21 protein-coding genes and 1 tRNA gene are annotated in these 21,088 nt (G+C 68.6%); 11 read left to right on the top strand and 11 right to left on the bottom strand.

The genetic code is table 11. The features are described from left to right. The first annotated feature begins 3 nt into the window (after positions 1–3). Positions 4–1,746: a dihydroxy-acid dehydratase gene (gene ilvD / locus GM656_RS01975; RefSeq protein ID WP_162411971.1), complete on the top strand. Its 1,743-nt coding sequence runs from the start codon at positions 4–6 to the stop codon at positions 1,744–1,746. Between the two features lie 294 nt (positions 1,747–2,040). Here the strand turns inward: ilvD and GM656_RS01970 are convergent, their stop codons facing one another. Continuing rightward, the gene (locus tag GM656_RS01970) at positions 2,041–2,283 is read right to left on the bottom strand and encodes a hypothetical protein (RefSeq protein WP_162411970.1); all 243 of its coding nucleotides are present in this window, start codon (positions 2,281–2,283) and stop codon (positions 2,041–2,043) included. Positions 2,284–2,367: 84 nt separating this feature from the next. Between GM656_RS01970 and GM656_RS01965 the strand changes: the two genes are divergently transcribed. Then, positions 2,368–2,844 carry a YbaK/EbsC family protein gene (locus tag GM656_RS01965; RefSeq protein ID WP_162411969.1) on the top strand — a complete coding sequence of 159 codons (477 nt, stop codon included), beginning with the start codon at positions 2,368–2,370 and terminating at the stop codon, positions 2,842–2,844. A 170-nt stretch (positions 2,845–3,014) separates the two neighbouring features. Continuing rightward, positions 3,015–3,404, top strand: a complete 390-nt coding sequence (locus tag GM656_RS01960; RefSeq protein WP_162411968.1) for a DUF7344 domain-containing protein — start codon at positions 3,015–3,017, stop codon at positions 3,402–3,404. 154 nt (positions 3,405–3,558) lie between these two features. Here the strand turns inward: GM656_RS01960 and GM656_RS01955 are convergent, their stop codons facing one another. From GM656_RS01955 to GM656_RS01945, 3 genes are all read right to left on the bottom strand, one after another. Continuing rightward, positions 3,559–3,744 carry a hypothetical protein gene (locus GM656_RS01955; RefSeq protein WP_162411967.1) on the bottom strand — a complete coding sequence of 62 codons (186 nt, stop codon included), beginning with the start codon at positions 3,742–3,744 and terminating at the stop codon, positions 3,559–3,561. A 257-nt stretch (positions 3,745–4,001) separates the two neighbouring features. Further along, positions 4,002–4,072: transfer RNA gene (locus GM656_RS01950), tRNA-Pro, on the bottom strand. A gap of 84 nt (positions 4,073–4,156) precedes the next feature. Next, complete coding sequence (locus GM656_RS01945; protein ID WP_162411966.1) at positions 4,157–5,257, bottom strand: right-handed parallel beta-helix repeat-containing protein; 1,101 nt, start codon at positions 5,255–5,257, stop codon at positions 4,157–4,159. 145 nt (positions 5,258–5,402) lie between these two features. On the opposite strand from GM656_RS01945, the gene GM656_RS01940 reads away from it, so the two are divergent. From GM656_RS01940 to GM656_RS01930, 3 genes are all read left to right on the top strand, one after another. Next, positions 5,403–6,737 carry a DEAD/DEAH box helicase family protein gene (locus GM656_RS01940; RefSeq protein ID WP_162411965.1) on the top strand — a complete coding sequence of 445 codons (1,335 nt, stop codon included), beginning with the start codon at positions 5,403–5,405 and terminating at the stop codon, positions 6,735–6,737. Between the two features lie 129 nt (positions 6,738–6,866). Further along, the gene (locus tag GM656_RS01935) at positions 6,867–8,141 is read left to right on the top strand and encodes a TIGR00341 family protein (protein WP_162411964.1); all 1,275 of its coding nucleotides are present in this window, start codon (positions 6,867–6,869) and stop codon (positions 8,139–8,141) included. 75 nt (positions 8,142–8,216) lie between these two features. Next, entirely contained in the window at positions 8,217–9,791 is a 1,575-nt protein-coding gene (locus GM656_RS01930) for a DUF790 family protein (RefSeq protein ID WP_162411963.1), read from the top strand. A 10-nt stretch (positions 9,792–9,801) separates the two neighbouring features. On the opposite strand, the gene GM656_RS01925 is transcribed toward GM656_RS01930, so the two are convergent. The 4 genes from GM656_RS01925 to GM656_RS01910 all read right to left on the bottom strand — a co-directional run bounded on the left by GM656_RS01925 (position 9,802) and on the right by GM656_RS01910 (position 13,185). Further along, positions 9,802–11,025 (bottom strand): nucleotidyltransferase domain-containing protein, encoded by a 1,224-nt coding sequence (locus tag GM656_RS01925; RefSeq protein WP_162411962.1) that lies wholly within the window; start codon positions 11,023–11,025, stop codon positions 9,802–9,804. Further along, positions 11,019–11,933 carry a phosphoenolpyruvate carboxykinase (ATP) gene (locus tag GM656_RS01920; protein ID WP_162411961.1) on the bottom strand — a complete coding sequence of 305 codons (915 nt, stop codon included), beginning with the start codon at positions 11,931–11,933 and terminating at the stop codon, positions 11,019–11,021. Before GM656_RS01920 ends, GM656_RS01925 begins: the two co-directional genes overlap by 7 nt. Before the next feature lie 534 nt (positions 11,934–12,467). Next, positions 12,468–12,908 carry a lasso peptide biosynthesis B2 protein gene (locus GM656_RS01915; RefSeq protein WP_162411960.1) on the bottom strand — a complete coding sequence of 147 codons (441 nt, stop codon included), beginning with the start codon at positions 12,906–12,908 and terminating at the stop codon, positions 12,468–12,470. Further along, the gene (locus GM656_RS01910) at positions 12,889–13,185 is read right to left on the bottom strand and encodes a PqqD family protein (RefSeq protein ID WP_162411959.1); all 297 of its coding nucleotides are present in this window, start codon (positions 13,183–13,185) and stop codon (positions 12,889–12,891) included. Before GM656_RS01910 ends, GM656_RS01915 begins: the two co-directional genes overlap by 20 nt. 116 nt (positions 13,186–13,301) lie before the next feature. Between GM656_RS01910 and GM656_RS01905 the strand changes: the two genes are divergently transcribed. Continuing rightward, complete coding sequence (locus GM656_RS01905; protein ID WP_206673689.1) at positions 13,302–15,104, top strand: ABC transporter ATP-binding protein; 1,803 nt, start codon at positions 13,302–13,304, stop codon at positions 15,102–15,104. A gap of 53 nt (positions 15,105–15,157) precedes the next feature. Here GM656_RS01905 and GM656_RS01900 read toward each other — a convergent pair whose 3' ends face one another. From GM656_RS01900 to GM656_RS01890, 3 genes are all read right to left on the bottom strand, one after another. Beyond that, positions 15,158–15,829, bottom strand: coding sequence for a hypothetical protein (locus GM656_RS01900; protein ID WP_162411958.1), 672 nt, complete (start codon positions 15,827–15,829; stop codon positions 15,158–15,160). Positions 15,830–15,927: 98 nt separating this feature from the next. Then, a complete protein-coding gene (locus tag GM656_RS01895) occupies positions 15,928–16,428 on the bottom strand; it encodes a DUF7122 family protein (RefSeq protein ID WP_162411957.1) in 501 nt (166 codons plus the stop codon). Further along, positions 16,425–17,336: an RsmB/NOP family class I SAM-dependent RNA methyltransferase gene (locus tag GM656_RS01890; RefSeq protein ID WP_162411956.1), complete on the bottom strand. Its 912-nt coding sequence runs from the start codon at positions 17,334–17,336 to the stop codon at positions 16,425–16,427. The genes GM656_RS01895 and GM656_RS01890 overlap by 4 nt, the downstream gene beginning before the upstream one ends. A gap of 86 nt (positions 17,337–17,422) precedes the next feature. On the opposite strand from GM656_RS01890, the gene GM656_RS01885 reads away from it, so the two are divergent. The 4 genes from GM656_RS01885 to GM656_RS01870 are packed head-to-tail and all read left to right on the top strand — an operon-like array spanning position 17,423 to position 21,076. Continuing rightward, a complete protein-coding gene (locus GM656_RS01885) occupies positions 17,423–18,160 on the top strand; it encodes a proteasome assembly chaperone family protein (protein WP_162411955.1) in 738 nt (245 codons plus the stop codon). Further along, positions 18,160–19,155, top strand: coding sequence for a signal peptide peptidase SppA (gene sppA, locus GM656_RS01880; protein WP_162411954.1), 996 nt, complete (start codon positions 18,160–18,162; stop codon positions 19,153–19,155). Before GM656_RS01885 ends, sppA begins: the two co-directional genes overlap by 1 nt. 44 nt (positions 19,156–19,199) lie before the next feature. Continuing rightward, complete coding sequence (locus GM656_RS01875) at positions 19,200–20,321, top strand: DUF373 family protein (protein ID WP_162411953.1); 1,122 nt, start codon at positions 19,200–19,202, stop codon at positions 20,319–20,321. Between the two features lie 35 nt (positions 20,322–20,356). Further along, positions 20,357–21,076: a diphthine--ammonia ligase gene (locus tag GM656_RS01870; protein WP_162411952.1), complete on the top strand. Its 720-nt coding sequence runs from the start codon at positions 20,357–20,359 to the stop codon at positions 21,074–21,076. Positions 21,077–21,088 lie beyond the last annotated feature (12 nt).

Raw genomic sequence — 21,088 nt, 5'->3', positions numbered from 1 at the left:
ATTATGAGCAAGCAGGAACGCCGTGAGCGTCCGGAAAAGGACCCGGACCTGCGCAGCAACGAAGTCACGGAGGGCGTCGAGAAGGCACCCCACCGCGCGATGTTCCGTGCGATGGGCTACGACGACGAGGACCTCGCCTCGCCGATGGTCGGCATCGCGAACCCCGCCGCCGACATCACGCCGTGTAACGTTCACTTAGACGACGTGGCCGATGCCGCCTACGACGGCATCGACGACTCCGGCGGGATGCCAATCGAGTTCGGGACCATCACCATCTCGGACGCCATCTCGATGGGGACCGAGGGGATGAAGGCGTCGCTCATCTCCCGCGAGATGATCGCCGACTCCGTGGAACTGGTCACCTTCGGCGAGCGCATGGACGGCATCGTCACCATCGGCGGCTGCGACAAGAACATGCCCGGCATGATGATGGCGGCCATCCGGACGGACCTGCCGAGCGTCTTCCTCTACGGCGGCTCCATCATGCCCGGTGAGCACGACGGCCGCGAGGTCACCATCCAGAACGTCTTCGAGGGCGTCGGCGCGGTCGCCGAGGGCGACATGACCGAGGACGAACTCGACGAGATGGAGCGCCACGCCTGCCCCGGGGCCGGCTCCTGTGGCGGGATGTTCACCGCGAACACGATGGCCTCCATCTCCGAGGCGCTCGGTCTCGCCCCGCTCGGGTCGGCCGCCGCCCCGGCCGAACACGAGGACCGCTACGACATCGCCGAGGACGCCGGCGAGCTCGTCCTCGATGCCGTCGAGAACGACCGCCGGCCGTCCGACATCCTGACGAAGGAGTCGTTCGAGAACGCCATCACGCTCCAGGTGGCGACCGGCGGGTCGACGAACGCCGTCCTCCACCTGCTCGCGCTCGCGGCCGAGGCCGACATCGACCTCACCATCGACGAGTTCGACGAGATCTCTCGGCGGACGCCCAAGATCGCGAACCTCCAGCCCGGCGGCCAGCGCGTCATGAACGACCTCTTCGAGATCGGCGGCGTCCCCGTCGTCATCCGCCGCCTGCTCGACGCGGGCCTGATCCACGGGGACGCGATGACGATGACCGGCCGAACCATCGCCGAGGAACTCGCTCACCTCGAAGAGCAGGGCGCGATTCCGGACGACGACGAGATCGACGCGGAGTTCTTCTACCCGGTCGACGACCCGTACCAGGAGGAGGGAGCCATCCGGGTTCTCACGGGGAACCTCGCGCCCGACGGCGCGGTCCTGAAGGTCACCGGCGACGACGAATTCCACCACGAGGGTCCCGCACGCGTCTTCGAGAACGAGGAGGACGCCATGGAGTACGTCCAGACCGGACAGATCTCCTCGGGCGACGCCATCGTCATCCGCAACGAGGGACCGCGCGGCGGCCCCGGGATGCGCGAGATGCTCGGCGTCACCGCCGCCGTCGTCGGGGCCGGCCACGAGGACGACGTGGCGCTCCTGACCGACGGCCGCTTCTCCGGCGGCACGCGCGGCCCGATGATCGGGCACGTCGCGCCCGAGGCCTACGTCGGCGGCCCCATCGGCGCGCTCGAAGACGGCGACCACATCCGCGTCGACATCCCCGAGCGGACGCTCGAAGTCGACCTCTCCGACGAGGAGATCGAGGAGCGCCTCGACGCCCGCGACGAGCCCGAACCGCCGTACACGAACGGTGTGCTGGCGAAGTACGAGCAGGCGTTCGGGTCGGCGGCCAACGGCGCGGTGACGAACCCCGGGGCGAAGTGGGACTGAGCCCGCGCCGACAAGATACCGCGCCGAGTGACACGAGGTGCGGTTTCCCGGGACGCGAGCCGAGCGAGCGTCCCGTTTTTGGCCCAGGTTTTTCGAGGAGTCTCCCGAGTGAGCGACGCGAACGGAGGAGGCGACGAGAAAAAGGTGGACGAGCAGGCGTTCGGGTCGGCGGCCAACGGCGCGGTGACGAACCCCGGGGCGAAGTGGGACTGAGTCGACGCTACTGAGCGCGTCCCGCGCCGAGTGACACGAGGTGCGGTTTCCCGGGACGCGAGCCGAGCGAGCGTGTCCGGTTCACTCTCTCCGAAACGTGATGAGACCCTGCCGAAGGGCCGCTTCGAACCGCTCGTCCAGTGCCATCTCCTCCCACCCGTCCGGGCGGTTCCCCACCGCGATCTCCGACAGCGAGTCCACGAACGAGCGATGCAGGAACCGACCGTTCGTCCCGCACTCGGCGCAGGTGCGGATGATCGACTTCACTTCGAAACTCCGGTCGACGGTCGCCTGGCACTGGGCGCACACGTACGTTTCGGACACACGCCTCCGTACGTGGTCCGTCTACTCGGAAGTTGCGCTCGACGCGTCGAAACCGATAGGTGTGGTCCACTCGACCGACCGACTATGCATCCCAGCGCAGAGCGCTTCCAACAGCGGGTTCGGGACGCCCACGGCCTCGAAATCGAAATCCACGAGTTCGCCGCGGGGACGAAGACGGCCGCGGACGCGGCGGCCGCCGTCGGCTGCGACGTGGCCCAGATCGCCAGTTCGATCGCCCTCCGGGCCGGTGACGACCTCGTGGTCGTCGTGACCAGCGGTGCGAACCGCGTCAGCGAGTCCCGCATCGCTGACTTGGAGGGCGCTGACGCGGACGCCGTCGAGATGGCCGACGCCGACGAGATCAAGGCCACGCTCGGCTGGTCGATCGGCGGCGTCCCGCCGCTCTGTCACGAGCGCTCCGTCCCCACGTATCTCGATGCCGATCTGACAACCTTCGAGACGGTCTGGGCGGCCGCGGGGACGCCGGAGGCGGTCTTCCCCATCGCACCGGGCCGGCTGGTCGACGTCGCCGACCCGACCGTCACGTCGGTCGCAGACTGAGGTAGCCCGTCGTCCCACTTTCGATTGCGACCGAATGCCGACGCCGATTCGTCATCCGTAGCCGCACCGACGGCTCTCACTCCGATGGTGTAACTCGCTCGTACCCACGGCAATGTGGTACGAACGGATATATCCGACAGAGACCTTACCCATCGTATCCGGTGTCCCGAATGGCCAGTAATCGACGAGCAGAGGCGAGCGAGACGAACCGACTCACCGAGGACCAGATCTTTTCGCTCCTCTCCAACCGCCGCCGGCGCGATCTCCTCCGGTTCGTCGAGTCCGTCGGCGGTGAATCGGCCGTCCCAGCGATCACCGACCACCTCGCCCAGTCCGAGTACGGCGGCGCCGACGTCTCCGCGAGCCAGCGCAAGAACGTCTACGTCTCCTTACACCAGACGCACCTCCCGAAACTGGCCGACGCCGGCGTCGTCGAATACGACGAACAGACCAAACGCGTCGCGCTCACGGACCGCGCGGTGCTCCTCCTCGCCTACTGCCACTTCGATCCCTCGTCACGCGGCGGACTCCTGTCTAGACTGTTCCCGAACGGACGGTAACTGCGTCGCCGGCGCGACGGCGCTGGTCCCGACCGGTGGTTCTCGGTGTCCCCGGCCGACCGTTTGCGTCCACATCAGGCACAGGGTGGGACTCGAAGACGAATGCGGTGCCTGAATCGCTACCATCTCTTTTGCGAGGTCTGTGAGCTGGACACTAGTGTCGATAGCCCCGCTTTCCACTGCCCAGTTCCGCCTTGTCGATGAGGTCGTCGTACCGATAGGCGCAGTTACACTGTTCACAGTAGACCGTCGGTCCGACCTGATCCTCCAATGTGTGATGGTTCTCAGGGCACATCATCCGCCACCCTTCGCCGAGTTTCTCGCTGACGGATCTACTCATGCCCGTCCCCCAGGCATCTCTGTCCGACCCGATCGGCATCGCCGGTGCTGTTCATGTGAGCCGTTCCTGTTTGCAGGATAAAGGACATCAGCCATGTCCGGAGTGAAAGTGAAAGTAGTCTCGGACAGCGCGTCGGTGGGTGACCGGTCGTCTCTCAGAGGTATTTAAAGAGCGACTAAATTCTAGGGGATAGACGAAGGAATTTGGACCCTCGGTTACCTAAGCGTACAGGTGTCGGCATCTGGTAGAAGTTGAAGTGGGACCGCCGAGATTCGAACTCAGGTCCGACGCACCCCATGCGCCGAGGATACCGCTACCCCACGGTCCCGCACTCGGGGAGAGGGGGGTGCTTTAATTAAGGGCTTCGTTTTCCGGACGACGGCGCCGGACCGTTTGGAGTCGCGTCCTGCGGTCACTCGGCAACGTCGACGCCGGTGCTCTGAATGTCGACAGAATCGAGCGACCAGCCCTCGGCGGCGTCGCGGGCGTCGACGCCGATCGCGTCCGCATTCCCGGAGACGGTGATCGACGAGTCGCTGACGGTCCAGGACCCGTTCGTCCCGGCGGCGTGAATCCCTTGGAACCGACTATCGATGGTGCTGTTCCGAATCGTCCACGCGCCGGTGGTTCGGGCGGTGAAGACGCCGATCTCGCGAGTGGTAACAGTGGCATCAGAAACCGTCCAATCGCCGCTCGTCGACGCCGTGACGAGGCCGGTGTCGCTGCGCTGGACGGTCAGGTCGGTCACGGTCCAATCGCCGCGGCTGGCGATGGCTTTGACGCCGGTGTCGCTGCGGCGGACCGTCGTGTTCCGTACGGTCCAGTCGCCGGTGGTCCCGGACGCGTCGACGCCGTCCGCGCCGGAGCGGTCGACGACGATGTCCGATACCGTCCAGTCGCCCGTCGAGCGGCGGACGTCGACGCCGTCGCCGCCGACTTCGACGAAGCGGGTGTCGCGGATCGTCCACTCGCCGGTCGTCGCGCGGGCGAAGACGCCGCTGTAGGTCGTGCTGGAGACGGCCGAGTCCGCGATCGTCCAGTTCCCGCTGGCGTTGGGCGCGTAGACGCCGACGCTGGCGCGGATGACGGTCGAGTCACGAAGCGTCCAGTCGCCGGTGGTGTCGTTCGCGACGACGCCGAGGCGGTAGTTACGCATCGTAAAGCCGGTGACGTTCGGGGCGGCCGCGCCGGTCACGCGCAGCGCGGTGCCGTTGACGAACCGCGAGCCGTCGAGTATCGCCCGGTCGGGTGCGACCAGCGTGACGTTCTCGGCCACGGTGATCTGTTCGTAGTACACGCCGGGTCGGACTGCGACGGTGTCGCCGCTGTCGGCGGCGTCGACGGCAGCCTGGATCGACCGGTAGTCGGCGGAGCCGTCGCGATCGACGGTCAGCGTGTCCGTGGCCGTCTGTGTGTCGGTCATCTGTATCGCCGTCACACCGGCCGGCACGGTCGCAAGCACGAGCGACAGCGACACCAGGAGGGCGAGCAGCGTCGAGCGAGTCGGTGTCATGGGGGACTGTTCGGTCTGGACGGACGTAAACTGTGCTCCCGGAGTCAGTGCGAAACGACGGTGCCCGGAGGGCTCCGCGGCGGACGCGTGCCCGGTCGGCAGCCGCCGCGAAAGCGTTATCGGCGGGAGCGGCGAACCGTCGGCCGTGCTGGAACTGACGTTCGAGTCGGGGACGATTCGCGTGAGCGGGTCGCCGCCGACCGACCTGCCCGGGGTCGAGCGCGACGAGCGGAGCCAATCCGCCAGAGCGCCGGCGTACCGGTACGCCGACCTGGTGACCGCGCTCGACGAGCGCGGCGTCGCGTACGCGGACCGCGTCGGCCCGCTGCCTCCGGTATCGCTTTCGACGACGTACGACCTCCGGGAGTATCAGCAATCGGCGCTGGACGCGTGGCGCGCCGCCGGCGACCGGGGCTGTCTGGAACTGCCGACGGGGAGCGGGAAGACCGTCATCGGCATCGCCGCGATGGTCGCGCTCGGGACGCCCACCTTGGTGGTCGTCCCGACGATCGACCTGCTGGAACAGTGGCAGCGGGAACTCGAACGGGAGTTCGACCGGCCCGTCGGTCGCATGGGCGGGGGCGAGCAGCGCGTCGAGGACGTGACCGTCTCCACCTACGACTCGGCGTACCTCCGCGCCGACGAGCTCGGCGACCGTTTCGGGCTCGTCGTCTTCGACGAGGTCCACCACCTCGGCGGCGAGGGGTACCGCGACATCGCCCGCCTGCTCGCGGCTCCGGCCCGACTGGGGCTCACGGCGACGTTCGAGCGGCCGGACGGCGCGCACGACGTCATCGAGGGCCTCGTCGGGCCGCTCGTCCAGCGGGTCGGGGTCGACGATCTCGCGGGCGAGCACCTCGCGGACTACGACATCAAGCGCATCGAGGTATCGCTCACCCCCGAAGAGCGCGAGCGATACGAGGACGAACAGGGAACGTTCACGGACTACCTGCAGCGCTCGAACATCCAGCTCCGCTCTGGGAGCGACTACCAGGAACTGGTCAAGCGCTCGGGGACGGATCCGGCGGCGCGCGAGGCCCTGCTGGCGAAACAGCGCGCCCGCGAGGTGATGATGAACGCCGAGCGGAAGGTCGACCGACTGGCGGAGATCCTGGACCGCCACCGCGGGGACCGAGTCATCGTATTCACCGCCTTCACGGACCTCGTCTACCGGCTCTCTGAGCGATTCCTGGTCCCGGCGATCACCCACGAGACCGGCGCGAGCGAGCGCCGCGAGATACTGGAGCGGTTCCGCGACGGGTCCTACTCGCGGGTCGTGACGGCGAACGTCCTCGACGAGGGGGTCGACGTGCCCGACGCGAACGTGGCCGTCGTCCTCTCGGGCAGCGGCTCCGAGCGCGAGTTCACGCAGCGGCTCGGTCGCATCCTGCGTCCGAAAGACGACGGCTCGCGGGCCCTGCTGTACGAACTCGTCACCGAGGAGACGGCCGAGGAACGGGTCGCCAGGCGGCGGCGATAGCGCGCCGCCGGACCGTCGCCTTGTGCGGTCGCCTGGGTTACTACCTGTATAAGTAAGCGTGAAACCCATGATGGCCGGGTAGATGCTCGGCGCACGACTTCGCGAGCGGCGGTGGGGGAGGAGCGAGTAGTGCGGCTGATACACATTCGAGTCACCGAGGACGAACTGGACGACGTCCGGGCCGTCCTCGACGACCGCGACATCAGCTTCGTTCGGACGGTCGAGGAGAGCGCCGACGAGACTGCGTTCCTGCTCCAGTTTCCGCTCCCGCCGGAGGCGATCGACGAGGTGCTCGCAGAGATGGAGGCGGCGGGTCTCGACACCGATCGGTACGCGGTCGTCGGCACGGCCGAGACCGCCAGACCGGACCAGTCGAACTCCGCTCGGAACTACGACGACCGCATCTCGCACGACGAACTCCGCGGTCGGGCTCGGGGAATGAATCCCGGGAAGGCGACCTACTACGGCATGACGATCCTGAGCGCCATCGTCGCCACGGCGGGGCTGTTGCTCGACTCGCCGGCCGTCGTCGTCGGGTCGATGGTCATCGCCCCACAGGTGGGGTCGGCGCTCATCGCCAGCGTCGGGACGGCGCTCAGCGACCGCGAGCTCATCGTCGAGGGGGTTCGCGACCAGTTGCTCGGCCTCGTCGTCGCGGTCGCGAGCGCGGCGGTGTTCGGCCTGTTCATCCGATACAGCGGGTTCGTCCCCGCGCGCCTCCGGGTCACGACGGTCCAGCAGATCGCCCAGCGAATCTCCCCGGGCTTTCTCTCGATGGCCGTCGGTCTCTGTGCCGGTGCCGCCGGTGCCTTCGGCCTGGCGACGGCGCTCCCCGTCTCGCTGGTCGGCGTGATGATCGCCGCCGCGCTGATCCCCGCCGCCGCCGCGGTCGGCGTCGGCATCGCCTGGGGCCTGCCCGCCGTCGCGCTCGGTGCGGGTATCCTGCTGGTCGTCAACGTCACGTCGATCAATCTCACCGGGTTCCTGGTGCTCTGGTGGCTGGGGTTCCGCCCGCTCGACTGGGAGGCAGACGCGTCTCCGGCCGAGGCCGTTCGCGCCCACGCGCCGACGGCCATCGCCGTGCTATTGCTCCTGGTCGCGTTCGCCGGCGCGGGGACGGTCACCGCCCAGCAGATGCAGGTCGAGACCGCCGTCAACGCCGCCGTCACCGAGACGCTGTCGGACGACGCCTATGCGGAACTCCGACTGCTCTCGGTGCAGACCCGCTTCGGCGGCGTCACGGTCTACCGACTGGATCGGGAGGTGTCAGTCGCGGTCAGTCGGCCGGCCGAACGCGGATATCCGGGACTCGTCGGCGACCTCGAGCGAGCCATCGGTCGGTCGATCGAGGACGAGGTCGCCGTGACTGTCACGTTCGAGGACCGGGCGTCGACACCGCGGTGATCTGACCCGCCGGCGCTCTCGCCACCGTCACGCCGACTCCCTGCGTTTTTGTCGCTGCGCGTCGCACGCTCGAACGTGCTCACGAAGGACCTCCTGCGCGTCTCGCGGGCGGGCGGCGGCTACCACCTCCGGTTTGCCGACGACGACGCGGAGCGACTCGCAGCCCGCGTCCTCGGCGTGTATCAGGGCCACGTGGGCGAGTCGCGCGCGGACCTCCAGGCCGCGCTCGCGGACCTGGAACGCGAGGCCGACGACTTCAAGCTGGTCCGCGGCTTCGCCAAGCTCGTCGAGCGGGAGGCCACCTTCGAGACGCGAGCCCCGGTCGACCCCGAGCGGGCGCGCCGCCGCGTGTTCGAGGCCGCGGAGCGCGTCGGCGTCGTCAGCGAGGCCGAGCGCGACCGGGCGGTCGCCGACGCCGCGGACCACTTCGGAACGGACGCGTCGACGCTCGCCGACGCGCTGTACGCCGACCGGGAGTCCAAGCAGGTCCTCACCGCCGTCGACTCGCGGTGGGGACCCGCCGAACTTCGGACCCAGTACGACCTCTCGCTGGCCCAGACGGCGCTGTTCGACGCGACGGAGGTCCGGGTCCGCTCTTCCGACCCGAAGGCGCTCGTCTCGGCGGTCAAGCGCCTCCGGCTCATGTACGAGATCCGACGGACCGATCGCGGTCGCGAGGTCGTCGTCACCGGCCCCGACGCGCTGTTTTCGAACACGCGCCGGTACGGGACGCGCTTCGCTCGCCTCCTGCGGACCGTCGCGGCCGCCGACGAGTGGGACCTGGTGGCGACGATCGACGACCGGGGGACGGAGCGGGAACTCACGCTTTCCGACGCCGACGTGTCCGTACCCGGCGTCGACCCCGTCACCGAGGTCAGTTACGACAGCGGCGTCGAGGCGGACTTCGCCGCGCGGTTCGCCGCGCTCGACCTGGACTGGGACCTGATCCGCGAACCCGAGCCGCTGGCCGCCGGCGAACACGTCGTCATCCCCGACTTCGCCTTCGAGTGGCGGCCCGGAACAGACGGGGGCGTTCGGGAGACGTTCAGGGACGCCGGCGAGCGAGCGGCCGGCGACGGCCCCGACGACCCGCCCTTTCGCGTCTTCTTCGAGATCATGGGGTTCTGGACGCCGGAGTACGTCGCGAAGAAACTCGACCGCCTCGGGGACCTTGAGGACGTGGCGATGCTCGTCGCCGTCGACGAGTCCCTCGGCGTGGGCGACGCAGTCGAGGCGACCGACAATCGGGCCATCCCGTACTCAGGGACGGTCCGCGTGAAGGACGTGCGCGACGCCCTGCGCCCCTACGAGGACCGACTCGTCAGCGAGAGCGCCGCCGCCATCCCCGACGAGGTGCGGCCCGACGCGGCCGTCGTCTCGCTCGCCGACCTCGCCGCGGACTACGGCGTCAGCGAGGACGCGCTCGCCGACGCTGCGTTCCCCGACCACGAGCGCGTCGGGCGCACGCTGGTTCGCCCGAGCGTTCTGGACGAACTGGCCGATGACATCGAAGCGGGGATGGCCTACGAAACGGCCGCCGACCGACTGGCCGATTACGGCATCGCCGACGACAGCGCCGCCCTCTCGCGCCTCGGATACCGAGTCGCCTGGGAGGGACTGGGCGGTGGAACGATCCAGCCGCGGGACTGAGCGCCGGCCGTCAGGTCGGTTCCTCGGTCGGAGGGTCGGTCTCCGTTCGGTCCGGCAGTAACCCGGCCAGTAGCCTGAGCGGCCAGACGACGTAGTAGAGCGGATGCAGGTGGCCTGGAAGAGGGTGAAACCGGTAGTCCGCGTAGGTCGGGTGAAGCGCCGAGTGCAGGGCGACGAGTCGGAGTAGCGCCGTCGGCGATTCGCTCGCGGCCGCGAAGAACCGGGCGGACTCGATGCGGCCCGGCGCGGACATCGAACCGGACGCCAGCGACCGTCTCACTCGATCGGCCAGGCCAGTGACGCCGCTCGCCTCGCTCACTCGCGTGGCGACGGGTTCGGGAAGCCCGTACTCGAAGACGGACCCGGCGAGCGCCGCACCGACCAGGAACGGACGCTCGACGCCGTGGTCGCGTGCACGGGCGAGCACCCGGTCCCAGTCGGCCGTCGTCGCGTCCATCGCAGCAACGAAGTCACAGAGCCACTTCAGGAGGTACCAGCGGTGTTTCGTCCCGTGGAACGCGAGTACGAGGAGGCGGTCCTCCGGGGCGAGTGCTGGCACCGAGGCCCCGCCCACGTCGACCTGCTCGCGGTGGTCCCACAGCGCCGTTACGTCCGGCGAGAACGGGCGCTCCGCGTCGCCGACGCGCCAGCGAAGTTCCACGTCGATGTCCGAGCCAGTCATCGCGTACTCGTGGACGATCGCCTTCGTCGCGGATCCGCCGAGCAGCGCCGCGTCGTCGAGGCGCGGCGCGCCGTCGCGCCACTCGTAGCCCCGTTCTTCGAGGACGTCGGCGGCGGTCGACACGTCTTCGGGGTGGACGAGGAAGTCGAGGTCGTTGTACTCGCGGACGGTCACGCTGTCGTAGGCGAACGCGGACAACACCGGTCCCTTGAACGGAAGGGCGCGCACGTTGGCGTCGTCGAAGTCGTCGAGGATGCCGCGAAGTTCGTCCGTGGCCGCGAGGTTCCGCATCGTCCGCCGCTGGACCGTCCCGTCGAGGCGCGAACTGACCGACGGGGGCACGCCGCGCTCCTGTTTGACCTCTCGGTACGTCGACGCCAGCCCCTGCTGGAGCAACTGGAGGACGCCGTGGTACCGGGCCAGATCGAGGACGCGGTCCCAGTCGAGGTCGGACGACACGAGCGGTTCGATGTCGGGATCTGCACCGGGGTCGACGGCCGCGCGCACGCATTCGATGACGAGCCGCAGTTCCGGCTCGGCGTCGCTCAGCATCGCTCGCCCGCGATATCGGCCCGCACGCGGTCGATCACCTCCGGGAGGCGGTCGAGGTCTCGGGGTCGCCGCAGGCGCTTGACCGACGTCGCACCGGCGATTTCACCGCAGACGCCGACGTTGGTGGCGGCCTGTCCGTCGGACCCGAGCGTCCCGATCGCGTACGTGTTGTCCACCAGCGACATGATCCGTTCGCCGCCAGAGAGCGACTCGACTTCGATCTCCGGACCGTCTTCCAGCAGGTAGACGCCGGCTAACGGGACTGGACTGGCCGGCTGGTCGTGTCTGAGACGGTGGAAGTGTCGCGGCCGCCCGTCGCAGGTCCGTACCGGGGGTTCGACCGGCGGATCGAACGTCTCGACGGCCTCGGTAGAGAGCTTCACCGCGGGATAGCCGCTCCTGACCACGGGGGTGCCGCCGTCGAGCGTGATCGCGGCCACGTCGTCGCTCAGCACGTGGTGTCCCTCGGTCAGACAGGCCATCGCGGTCGTCGTCTTGCCCTGGCCCGACTCGCCGACGAACGCCACCGCGGCTCCGTCGATCGAGACGGTGCTGGCGTGGAGGACGAAGTAGCCGCGCTGGTGAAGCAGGTGGTTGAGCGCCGGACCGACGATCACGTGTCGGAGGACCTCGTGTGGGACTCCACGGGCCGGATCGACGGCGATACGGGTCCCGTCCCGAACGCGGACGGTCGCCGCGTCGTACTGGAGGTAGTAGTCGCGCTGACCCGCCGCGTGGAAGCTCGTCTCGGACGTGAGAGCAGGTGGTCGCGTCAGCGTGCGCACGGTGACGGTGACGTCGGGGTCCGTGGGACCGCCCGGGTCGGCGGTCGACAGCTCGGGGAGGTCGATCTCCGACCGGACGGTCAGGCCGAACGCCTCGTACGTCTCGGTCGTCGCGACGGCCACGGTCCTCACCGCCCCCCGCGTGCGAGCGTCGGCTCGCACCCGGTCCTCGCCGTCTCTCGATGTCGGAATCGGCTGCTACGCCCCTGGTGCATACGAACCCGATTCGGTCATGGGGCGATTAAGAATGGGCTCTATACCGGCGGTCGAACGCATCCGAGCCGGGCACTGCGTGGCACAGTCCATCTCGAAGTCGCGTCGTGTCACGCCGCGAACGACCAGAGCCGTCTCACGGAGACATCTCGTGTGAAAAATACCGGAACGGGAGGTGTCCCGTCACGTCCGAACTGCCGTACCTCGATTCCGTCTCAACCCCACCCAGTCACGCGGTCGTCGCAGTACACAGGTACAGCAGTCCGTCTCAGTCCCACTTACCGTAGCCGTCGTCGTGCCACCAGTTCGTCTTCTCTTCAACGGTTCCGTACGTCTCCACGGAGGGTTCTTCGTAGTTCATGGGTTTGTACCCACCCCAGTATCCAATCGTACCTGTATTTGTTATAACGACAATTACTGGCGAAAGCTTAGCGGGATGCGGCGTTAAAACGGGGCTACTTCCGACTCCGGGAGCGTTCGGAACCGATCGAGGTCGTCGAGGTCCCCGATCAACACCTCGTCGTTCCACTCGATCCAGGCGTGGGCCTCGAACGCGTCGTCTCGCTTGTCGACGCCGAGACGAATTCGACCCCGGTAGCCACTGGCCGCGAGGAGTGCGTTCCCGGCCACCGCCCGGTCGAGGCAGTCGAACTCGCCCGGGAGGCGCGCGGCGACGGTGTCGATCGACCACGGGATCTGTTCCACCGACTCGACCGGGCGGTACGGCGGGGACACGCGCCCGAGATACCCGACCCAGCGGACCGAACGGTCGAGACCGACGAGGGCCAGCAGCACCTTGCTCGATACGATGAGCATCGCGGTTCCACAGAGCAGCCGCCGGCGCGAACTGGACTGCGACAGGACCTCACCGAGCAGCGTTCGCATCGGTCTCGACGAGTCGCGAGGTCGCGAGCGTCTCGAGGAAGTCGGACACGTCGCTCGCACAGCGTGCTCTGTCCACGTCGTACTCCGCGACCAGCGCCGAGACGATCTCGTCGAACTCGGTCGGTTCCTGCACCAGTCGCCAGATGTCCGGTCCGACGCCGGTGAGGCCCTGATACATACCCGTCTCGCTGTTGAGAACGATCACTTCGTCGTCGACCGCCGTGGCGACGCAGTCGTCCGTCGCGACGACAGTCGTGCCTGTCTCTATCGTTACCATACCCGTGGGAACGGCGGTGGGTCAGCATTGTTATGCCCCGTATTCCGCCGTGGAACCGGGTACAGGGGACCGTAGTGAGGCGGTAACTATTGCTCGAAGGGGCCGTGATCAACACGATGGCCGAGTTGGAACTCCCCCGCGGCGAGCGGTACCGATCGCTCCGCCGGGTGGCGCTGCATCGCCCCCTCCTGACCAGTGGCATCGTCGCCACGAGCCTCGTCGCGATGGCGCTCGAGGGCATCGGCCTCTCGTTCCTGTTTCCGGTCATCGAGGCCGCACAGACCGGCGGCGCGCTCTCGACCGCCGAGGGCGGGATCGCCGGGCGGCTCCTGTCGGTCTACGCCGCCGTCGGGCTGCCACTCACGCTCGAATTCCTGCTCCTCGGCCTCGGGTGCGTGATGACCTGTCGGTACGCGTCCGCGTTCGCGGTCAAGTGGCTCGCGGCGAAGCTCACGAAGGGCTACGAACGGGCCCTCAAAGACCGGGCCTACGAACTGGCGCTCGGCGCGTCGGTCGCGTACTACGACGAGGAGGGCTCCGACGACGTACTCAACGCCGTCCTCACGCAGACCCGGTACGCCGGCCGCGTCATCGGCCGAATCGTCCAGTTCTTCCAGCAGGGACTCCTCTGTGTCGCCTACGCCGCGATCGCGCTGGCCATCGCGCCCCTGCTGACGATGGCGGCCGCCGTGGCCCTGGGCGGGCTCACCGTCCTGTTCAGATACGGTATCGAGCCCGGCTACGCCGTGGGGGACCGCGTCGCCACCGCGAACGAGCAACTCCAGGAGACCGCACAGGCCGGAACGCAAGGGGTCCGCGACGTGAAGCTGTTCGGGATGCGCTCGGACCTGTTGTCGGAGTTCCGCGCCACGCTCGACCGCTACGCGACGACCAGCGTCGCGGTCCGTCGCAACGAGGTCGCGATCCAGAGCTTCTACCAGCTCGCCGTCTCGCTGGCGCTGTTCGGGCTCGTCTACGTCGCGATCCGCTATCGGGCGCTCTCCGTGTCCGCGCTGGGGGTCTTCCTGTTCGCCATGTTCCGGCTCGCGCCGCGGCTCAGTTCGCTCAACGCCACCGTCTACGCCATCGAGGGGGAGCTTCCCCACCTCGTTCGGACCCATCGGTTCATCGACCAACTGGCCGACCGCCAGGAGGAGACTGCGGGCGCTGCGGTGCCCGAGCGGATCGACGAGATTCGGTTCGAGAACGTCTCGTTCGCCTACGACGACGAGCGGGTCCTCGACGATCTCTCGATGGAGATCGAGGGCGGCGAGTTCGTCGGCGTCGTGGGCCCCTCCGGCGGGGGGAAGTCGACGGTCGTCTCGCTGCTGGCCCGCCTCTACGGGCCGGACGACGGCGCGATCCTGGCGAACGGCGAGTCGATACAGACGTACGACCTGCGGGCGTGGCGCGAGACGGTCGCGATGGTGCGGCAGGACCCGCACATCTTCGACGACACGCTCCGGTACAACCTCACCGCGGGGCGGTCGGTCTCGGAGCGCGACCTCCGCGACGCCGCCGAGACCGCCCTCGTCACGGAGTTCCTCGACGACCTACCGCGGGGATTCGACACCGTGCTCGGGGACGACGGCGTGAAGCTCTCGGGCGGGCAGCGCCAGCGCGTCGCCCTCGCCAGGGCGTTGCTGACGGACGCCCCGGTGCTCGTCCTCGACGAGGCCACGAGCGACCTCGATACGGCGCTCGAACGGCGGGTCCACCGGGCGGTCGAGACGCTCGACGGCGACCGGACCGTGGTCGCAATCGCTCACCGCCTCTCGACGGTGGCGAACGCCGACCGGATATACACGGTCGAGGACGGACGGGTCTCGGAGACCGGGACGCACTCGTCGCTGACGGCTCGGGACGGGACCTACGCGGAGCTATACGCGATGCAACGCTCGGAACGGGTCGAGTCCTGAACTGTCCCCGTACGGCTGGTCGGGTTCGGAGCGCGATCGGGTGCCGTCTCGCCTCAGCCGGTACTGTGGGGAAGCACGTCCGCAATCAGAAATTCGAGAAAGGCCGCGGTGTCCATCCCGCTCGGCCGGTGGACCGTGACGAACCCCGACTCGGTGAGGTCCACCTTCACCGTCCGACCTCGGTACTCGTAATCGATTCCCAGCTGATTGAGCGACGCGGTATCTAACACCGGCTCGAACGCGTCGTCTCGCAGGAGGTCGTCACCGTAGACCGTCCCCTTCTGTGCGTGTCCGTCCGCGTCGTAGAACCCGGCTTTCCACGGTGATCCGCTCCGGTGCGCGTCGAGGAACCCGCTGAGGTCGAACGCTCCCCGCTCTATCGCCGTGTCGGTTTCGGCACCGATCAGGTCGAACGCGAACTCCCCGCCGCCGCTCTCGGCGACGACGACCTCACCGGGCACGCCGGCAAACGCCGTCCGGACCGTCTCCTTGACCGTCGACTCGGTGACCCGGATCTCGCCGTCCCGTATCTCGGTGTCGCTCCTGGTCACGAGCCGTTCGGCGGCCGCGTGGCCCTCGAAGCCGGGTTTCCCCGAGGGGAGCGAGAAAACGCGGTCGACCTGGACCGATCGCGAAAGCTCGTGTTCCCGCTCCGTTTCCGTCTCGGTGTAGGGCCCCACAACGTCGAACGTCCCGTCGACGATCCCACAGACGCCTCCTTGCATACTTCACGAACCGTAATCGCACTACTTAGCTTGATTATAACTATTCTGTAGTGATTCTGTTTGTAAAATAAACACTCGTCCGAGGCGAGGTGTCGGCTTCAGACCTCGCGGCGACGCCCTTTCGGGACCTGTGAGCGGAGTTCGCCGTAGACGTACAGCCCGACGCCGACCGGTTCGACCGCGCCGGCGATGTCGTGGGTGACGATCAAGTAGCCCCAGTCGCCGTCCCAGTCGCGCTCCCGGTCCTCGCCGGCGACGAACGCGCGCGCCGCCTCGTCGTCGAGGTGGATCACGTTCTCCGTGGCGTGCGCTCCGAAGCGCTGGGCGGCCTCCAGCGTCGGCTTCCAGTGTTCCTGGCGCGTGCGGAGGAACGTCATCCCCAGCCCCTCGACGTCCACGGGCGAGGGCGGGTCGCCGCGGTAGAGCCACAGTTTGCCCGCGCCGCGCTCCCAGAACGTGTAGTCAGCGAACGTCTCGGGGGCGACGCCGAAGCGCTCGTCCCAGAAATCGAGCACCTCGGCGCGGGTCGCCCGCTCGGGGTCCTCGCGCTCGTCGGCTGTCGCGGGCAGTCGGGTGAACGTCGTGCTCTCGTCGGTCATTCGCCGGTCACCTCCAGTTTCGCACAGAAGAACCCGCCCGTGTCGTTGTGGTGCGGGTAGATTCGCTTTGCCGTCCGGACGCTCGGGTCGAACGTCTCGTCCTGCCACTCGGTGACGCCCGGCCGGTGGGCGAGCGGGAGGTCGTACTCGACCAGTTCACAGGCCGCTTCGTCGAGGGCGAAGTCAAGCACGGCCTCGTTCTCCTCGGGGGCGAAGGTGCAGGTCGAGTAGACGACGGTCCCGCCGGGGGCCGTGGCCTCGACGGCGCGCTTGAGAACTCCCTTCTGGACGCCGGCGATGCCCTCGACGTGCGAGAGCGTCCAATCCTCGAAGGTGTCGGGATTCTTCCGGATCGTCCCCTCACAGGAGCAGGGTACGTCCACGAGCGCGCGGTCGTAACTCTCGCCACCGAAGGGCTTGAGCGAGTGGTTGCGGGCGTCTTCGTGGGTGACGGCGATGCTCGTCGCGCCCAGCCGCTCCGTGTTGGTCCGCAGCGCGGAGATGCGCCCGAGGTTGTTGTCGGTCGCTACGATCTCGCCGTCGTCGTCCATCAGCGCGGCCAGTTGGGTCGTCTTGCTGCCCGGCGCGGCGCAGGCGTCCCAGACGCGCTCGCCGGGTTGGGGGTCGAGGACGGTTGCCGGAACGGCAGAGACCTCCTCCTGGCCGTGGATCCAGCCGTGGAAGTACGGCCAGTTCGCGCCGGGCGAGTCCTCGGGCAGGACGAACAGGCCGTCGTGCCAGTCGACGGGGTCGTACGCGATGTCCGCCTCGTCGAGGGCTCGGCGAACGCGCTCGGCGGTGGCCTTGATCGTGTTGACCCGGACGGCCGACGGCAGCGGGCGCTCGCACGCCGCCCGGAACGCCTCGAAGTCGTCGACGATGGGCCGATAGCGCTCGAGTGGTTCCATTGTCCGGCGTTGGCCGGCGGCGCGCTTGTGCGTTTCGAACGCCGGCGTCCCCCGACCTTCAAGCCACTCGCGAGCGAAATACGGACATGGCACACGTACAGATCCATCGCGACGACATCTCGCTCGAGTCGCCCACACTGGTCGAGGGACTCCCCGGCGTCGGCCTCGTCGGGAAGATCGCCGCGGATCACCTCATCGACGCGTACGACATGGAGTACTACGCGTCCGCACACTGCGAGGGACTGCCGGAGATCGCGGTCTACGGGGCCGACGACCCGGAGGTCCGGCCGCCGGTGCGGTTCTACGCGGACGCGGAGCGGGACCTGCTCGTCCTGCAGAGCGACGCACCGGTGTCGCCTTCGGCCGCCAAGGAGTTCGCCGGGTGTATGGTCGGCTGGTTCCGTGACCACGACGTGACGCCGGTCTTCCTCAGCGGGCGGCCGGCGGAGAAGGAGGGCGTCCCGGCGGTCTACGGCGTCTCGACCGGCGACGGGGCCTCGATGCTCGAGGAGGCCGACATCGACCCGCCGTCGGAGATGGGGGCGATCACCGGTCCCACGGGGGCGCTCATCCACGAGTCACAGCGCGTCGGACTGACCGGCGTCGGCCTCGTCGTCGAGGCCGACCGGCAGTTCCCCGACCCGGAGGCGGCGCGGGCGCTCTTACAGACGGCGATCGGCCCGCTGGCCGACTTCGAGGTCGACACCGAGGCGCTGGTCGAACAGGCCGAGGAGATCGGCAAGGCCAAAGAGCGCCTCGCCCAGCAGTTGCAGGAAGACCAGGACGACAGCACGAGCGCCCGGCCGCTCGGCATGTACCAATAATGGTCGACGCAGACGACGTCGTTCGCGGTCTCCTGGTGGTGGGGATCGCGCTCGTGGCCGCAGTCGTCGGCTGGATCCTGTTCGTTCGCGTCCCGACTGACCTCGCCGGACTGCTCGGCGTCCTGCTGGTGCTCGCCGTCGTTGTCGGTGCGGTGCGGGTCGGCGGGCGAGTCGCCGGCTCGCTGTTCCCCGCGCACAACGTCGCGGAGGTCGCCGTCGAGGGACCGATCACGCGGGACGGCGGCGGGGGCCTGACGAGTCCGCCGGTCGGCGCGCAGGCCGACGACATCGTCGAGCAGATCGAGCGCGCCGACGAGGACCGCGGCTCCCGGGCGCTCCTGCTGAAACTGAACACGCCCGGCGGCGAGATCGTCCCCAGCGAAGACATCCGGCTGGCCGCCGAGCGCTTCGACGGCCCGACGATCGCCTACGCCACGGACGTGTGCGCGAGCGGCGGCTACGACATCGCCGCGGGCTGTGACGAACTGTGGGCCCGCGAGGGGTCCATCGTCGGCTCCATCGGCGTCATCGGCTCGCGCGTCAACGCCGAGGAGCTCGCCGACCGGCTGGGGCTCTCCTACGAGCAGTTCACCGCCGGTGAGTACAAGGACGCCGGCGTGCCGTTGAAGGAGATGCGCGAGGACGAGCGCGAGTACCTCCAGGGCATCGTCGACGAGTACTACGACCAGTTCGTCGAGACGGTCGCCGAGGGCCGCGAGATGGACGCCGAGGCGCTCCGCGAGACCGAGGCACGGATCTACCTGGGCGAGACGGCCGCCGAGAAGGGACTCGTCGACGAACTCGGGACGCGCGAGGACCTGGAGACGAGCCTGGAACAGCGCCTCGGTGAGCCGGTCAGAATCCAGGAGTACGAGGCGAGTCGCGGCCTCGCGGGCAAGCTCCGTGGCAGCGCACAGCGCGTCGCCTTCGCGTTCGGCGCGGGGGTCGCCAGTGCCTTCGACGGCGACATCGACGGCCTCTCCTTCCGTCGGTGACCGCCTCGGGAGGTTTTTTATTCGGGGACCGCCTTCCCGAACGTGTGTCCACGCTGGTGGTGTGTATCGACAGGGACGGGCCGGATACCTCCGGGTACCCGGTCGTCGGCCGCAGCGACGTCGAGTCGCTCATCACCCGGACCGGCGTCGTCGACCCGGAAGACAGCCGGGTCAACTGCCTCCTCGAGGGGCTCAGCGTCGCCGCGGAACTCGACGACGACGGGTCCGAACCGGTCGTCGCTGTCGTCGGCGGCGGCAGCGACAGCGTCGGCTCTGACCGGGAGATCGCGGCCCAGATCGACGCGCTCGTGGCGGAGTACGATCCCGACTCGGCCGTCGTCGTCGTCGACAGCGCCGAAGACGAGCGGCTCGTCCCCATCGTCGAGAGCCGCGTCGACGTTGACGCCGTCGACCGCGTCGTCGTGCGCCAGGCCCGCGACATCGAGTCCACGTACTACCTGCTGAAGCAGTTCCTCGCCGACGAGGAACTCCGAAAGACCGTGCTGGTCCCCGTCGGAATCGTCATGCTCGCGTTCCCGATCCTCCTCGTCGTCACCAGCCTGACGCTGGCCGTCGGCGCGATCGCGGCCGCCATCGGCGTGTTCCTCATCTACAAGGGCCTCGGGATCGACACGTACCTCTCCCGGCTCCCCGGACAGATCCGCGAGGCGCTGTACTCCGGGCAGGTGTCGCTCGTGACCTACGTCGTCGCGGCCGGCCTCTCGCTGGTGGGAATCTTCGCCGGCGTCCTCGGCGTCTCGGCGACGGGCGACATCAGCCCGTTCCTGCTGGCGAACCGATTCGCCTTCGGCTCGGTCCCGTGGCTGACCGGGGCGGCGCTCGTCGCCTCGCTCGGCCGCCTCCTCGACGAACTCCTCAAGCGGGAGGGCGTTCGGAGCGCGTACGTGAACCTCCCTTTCGGTGCGGTCGCCGTCGGCCTCGTCGTCCGCGGCTTCTCGGCGTACTTCCTCGAACGCGGCGGCGTCTTCGCCCCGTTTCGCGTCACCCCGACGGACCTCGGTGTCGTTCAGATTCAGGGGTTCTCCCTCGATCCCGGGACGCGTCTCGCGCTGTTCATCCTCGCCGGCATCCTCATCAGCCTCGTCGGCGTCCGCGTCGCGACGTACGTCAGCCACACCGACATCGAGGAAGAACTGGTGGAATAGACAGCGATTTAGGCGGCCGGCGGCTACCGGCGCGCATGACAGACGGCGCGTGGGTCTCGCTGTTCTCCGGGGGGAAAGACTCCTCGTGGGCGCTGTACCGGGCCCTCGAACGCGGCTATCCGGTCGAGCGGCTGGTGACGGTCCACCCCGACGGCGACTCCTACATGTACCACGTCCCGGCGACGCGGCTGGCCTCGCTCGCCGCCGAGAGCGTCGGCGTCCCGCTCGTCGAGGTCGAACCCGACGACTTCGACGCCGACGACGTGCCCGATTCGGGTGCGCAGGGCGACGCCGAACTCGAACCGCTGGAGGCCGCGCTGCGGGACCTCGATGCGGAACTGGACGGCGGCATCGGCGGCGTCACCGCCGGCGCGGTCGAGAGCGAGTACCAGACGACCCGCATCGAGGCGATGGCCGAGCGCCTCGAAGCGAACGTCTTCGCCCCGCTCTGGCAGGAGAACCCCCGCGACCTCGCCGACGCGATGCTCGACGCCGGGTTCGAGATCCGCATCGTCCGCGTCGCCGCCTACGGCCTCGACGAGTCCTGGCTCGGCCGGACGCTGGACGCCGACGCCCTCGACGAACTCGAAGCCCTCCACGATGAGTACGGGGTTCACATCCTCGGCGAAGGCGGGGAATTCGAGACGCTGGTGACCGACGGGCCGCACATGGACCGCCGGATCGAACTGGCGTACGAGACGGAGTGGGACGGGACTCGGGGCACGATCCGCGTCACCGACGCGTGGCTGGCATAGCAGTTGTTGTGA

This window comes from Haloarcula salina (assembly GCF_010119195.1).
GTDB classification, from domain to species: Archaea; Halobacteriota; Halobacteria; order Halobacteriales; family Haloarculaceae; genus Haloarcula; species Haloarcula salina.
Note: the sequence above shows the minus strand (reverse complement) of the source record. Positions and strands in the feature narration are given on the sequence as shown.

Coding starts and splice junctions, on each gene's coding strand:
- GM656_RS01905 (WP_206673689.1), top strand. CDS start 13,302: ATGGCCGAGTTGGAACTCCCCCGCGGCGAGCGGTACCGATCGCTCCGC.
- GM656_RS01900 (WP_162411958.1), bottom strand. CDS start 15,829: ATGCAAGGAGGCGTCTGTGGGATCGTCGACGGGACGTTCGACGTTGTG.
- ilvD (WP_162411971.1), top strand. CDS start 4: ATGAGCAAGCAGGAACGCCGTGAGCGTCCGGAAAAGGACCCGGACCTG.
- GM656_RS01910 (WP_162411959.1), bottom strand. CDS start 13,185: ATGGTAACGATAGAGACAGGCACGACTGTCGTCGCGACGGACGACTGC.
- GM656_RS01895 (WP_162411957.1), bottom strand. CDS start 16,428: ATGACCGACGAGAGCACGACGTTCACCCGACTGCCCGCGACAGCCGAC.
- GM656_RS01960 (WP_162411968.1), top strand. CDS start 3,015: ATGGCCAGTAATCGACGAGCAGAGGCGAGCGAGACGAACCGACTCACC.
- GM656_RS01965 (WP_162411969.1), top strand. CDS start 2,368: ATGCATCCCAGCGCAGAGCGCTTCCAACAGCGGGTTCGGGACGCCCAC.
- GM656_RS01915 (WP_162411960.1), bottom strand. CDS start 12,908: ATGCGAACGCTGCTCGGTGAGGTCCTGTCGCAGTCCAGTTCGCGCCGG.
- GM656_RS01890 (WP_162411956.1), bottom strand. CDS start 17,336: ATGGAACCACTCGAGCGCTATCGGCCCATCGTCGACGACTTCGAGGCG.
- GM656_RS01955 (WP_162411967.1), bottom strand. CDS start 3,744: ATGAGTAGATCCGTCAGCGAGAAACTCGGCGAAGGGTGGCGGATGATG.
- GM656_RS01945 (WP_162411966.1), bottom strand. CDS start 5,257: ATGACACCGACTCGCTCGACGCTGCTCGCCCTCCTGGTGTCGCTGTCG.
- GM656_RS01925 (WP_162411962.1), bottom strand. CDS start 11,025: ATGCTGAGCGACGCCGAGCCGGAACTGCGGCTCGTCATCGAATGCGTG.
- GM656_RS01885 (WP_162411955.1), top strand. CDS start 17,423: ATGGCACACGTACAGATCCATCGCGACGACATCTCGCTCGAGTCGCCC.
- GM656_RS01870 (WP_162411952.1), top strand. CDS start 20,357: ATGACAGACGGCGCGTGGGTCTCGCTGTTCTCCGGGGGGAAAGACTCC.
- sppA (WP_162411954.1), top strand. CDS start 18,160: ATGGTCGACGCAGACGACGTCGTTCGCGGTCTCCTGGTGGTGGGGATC.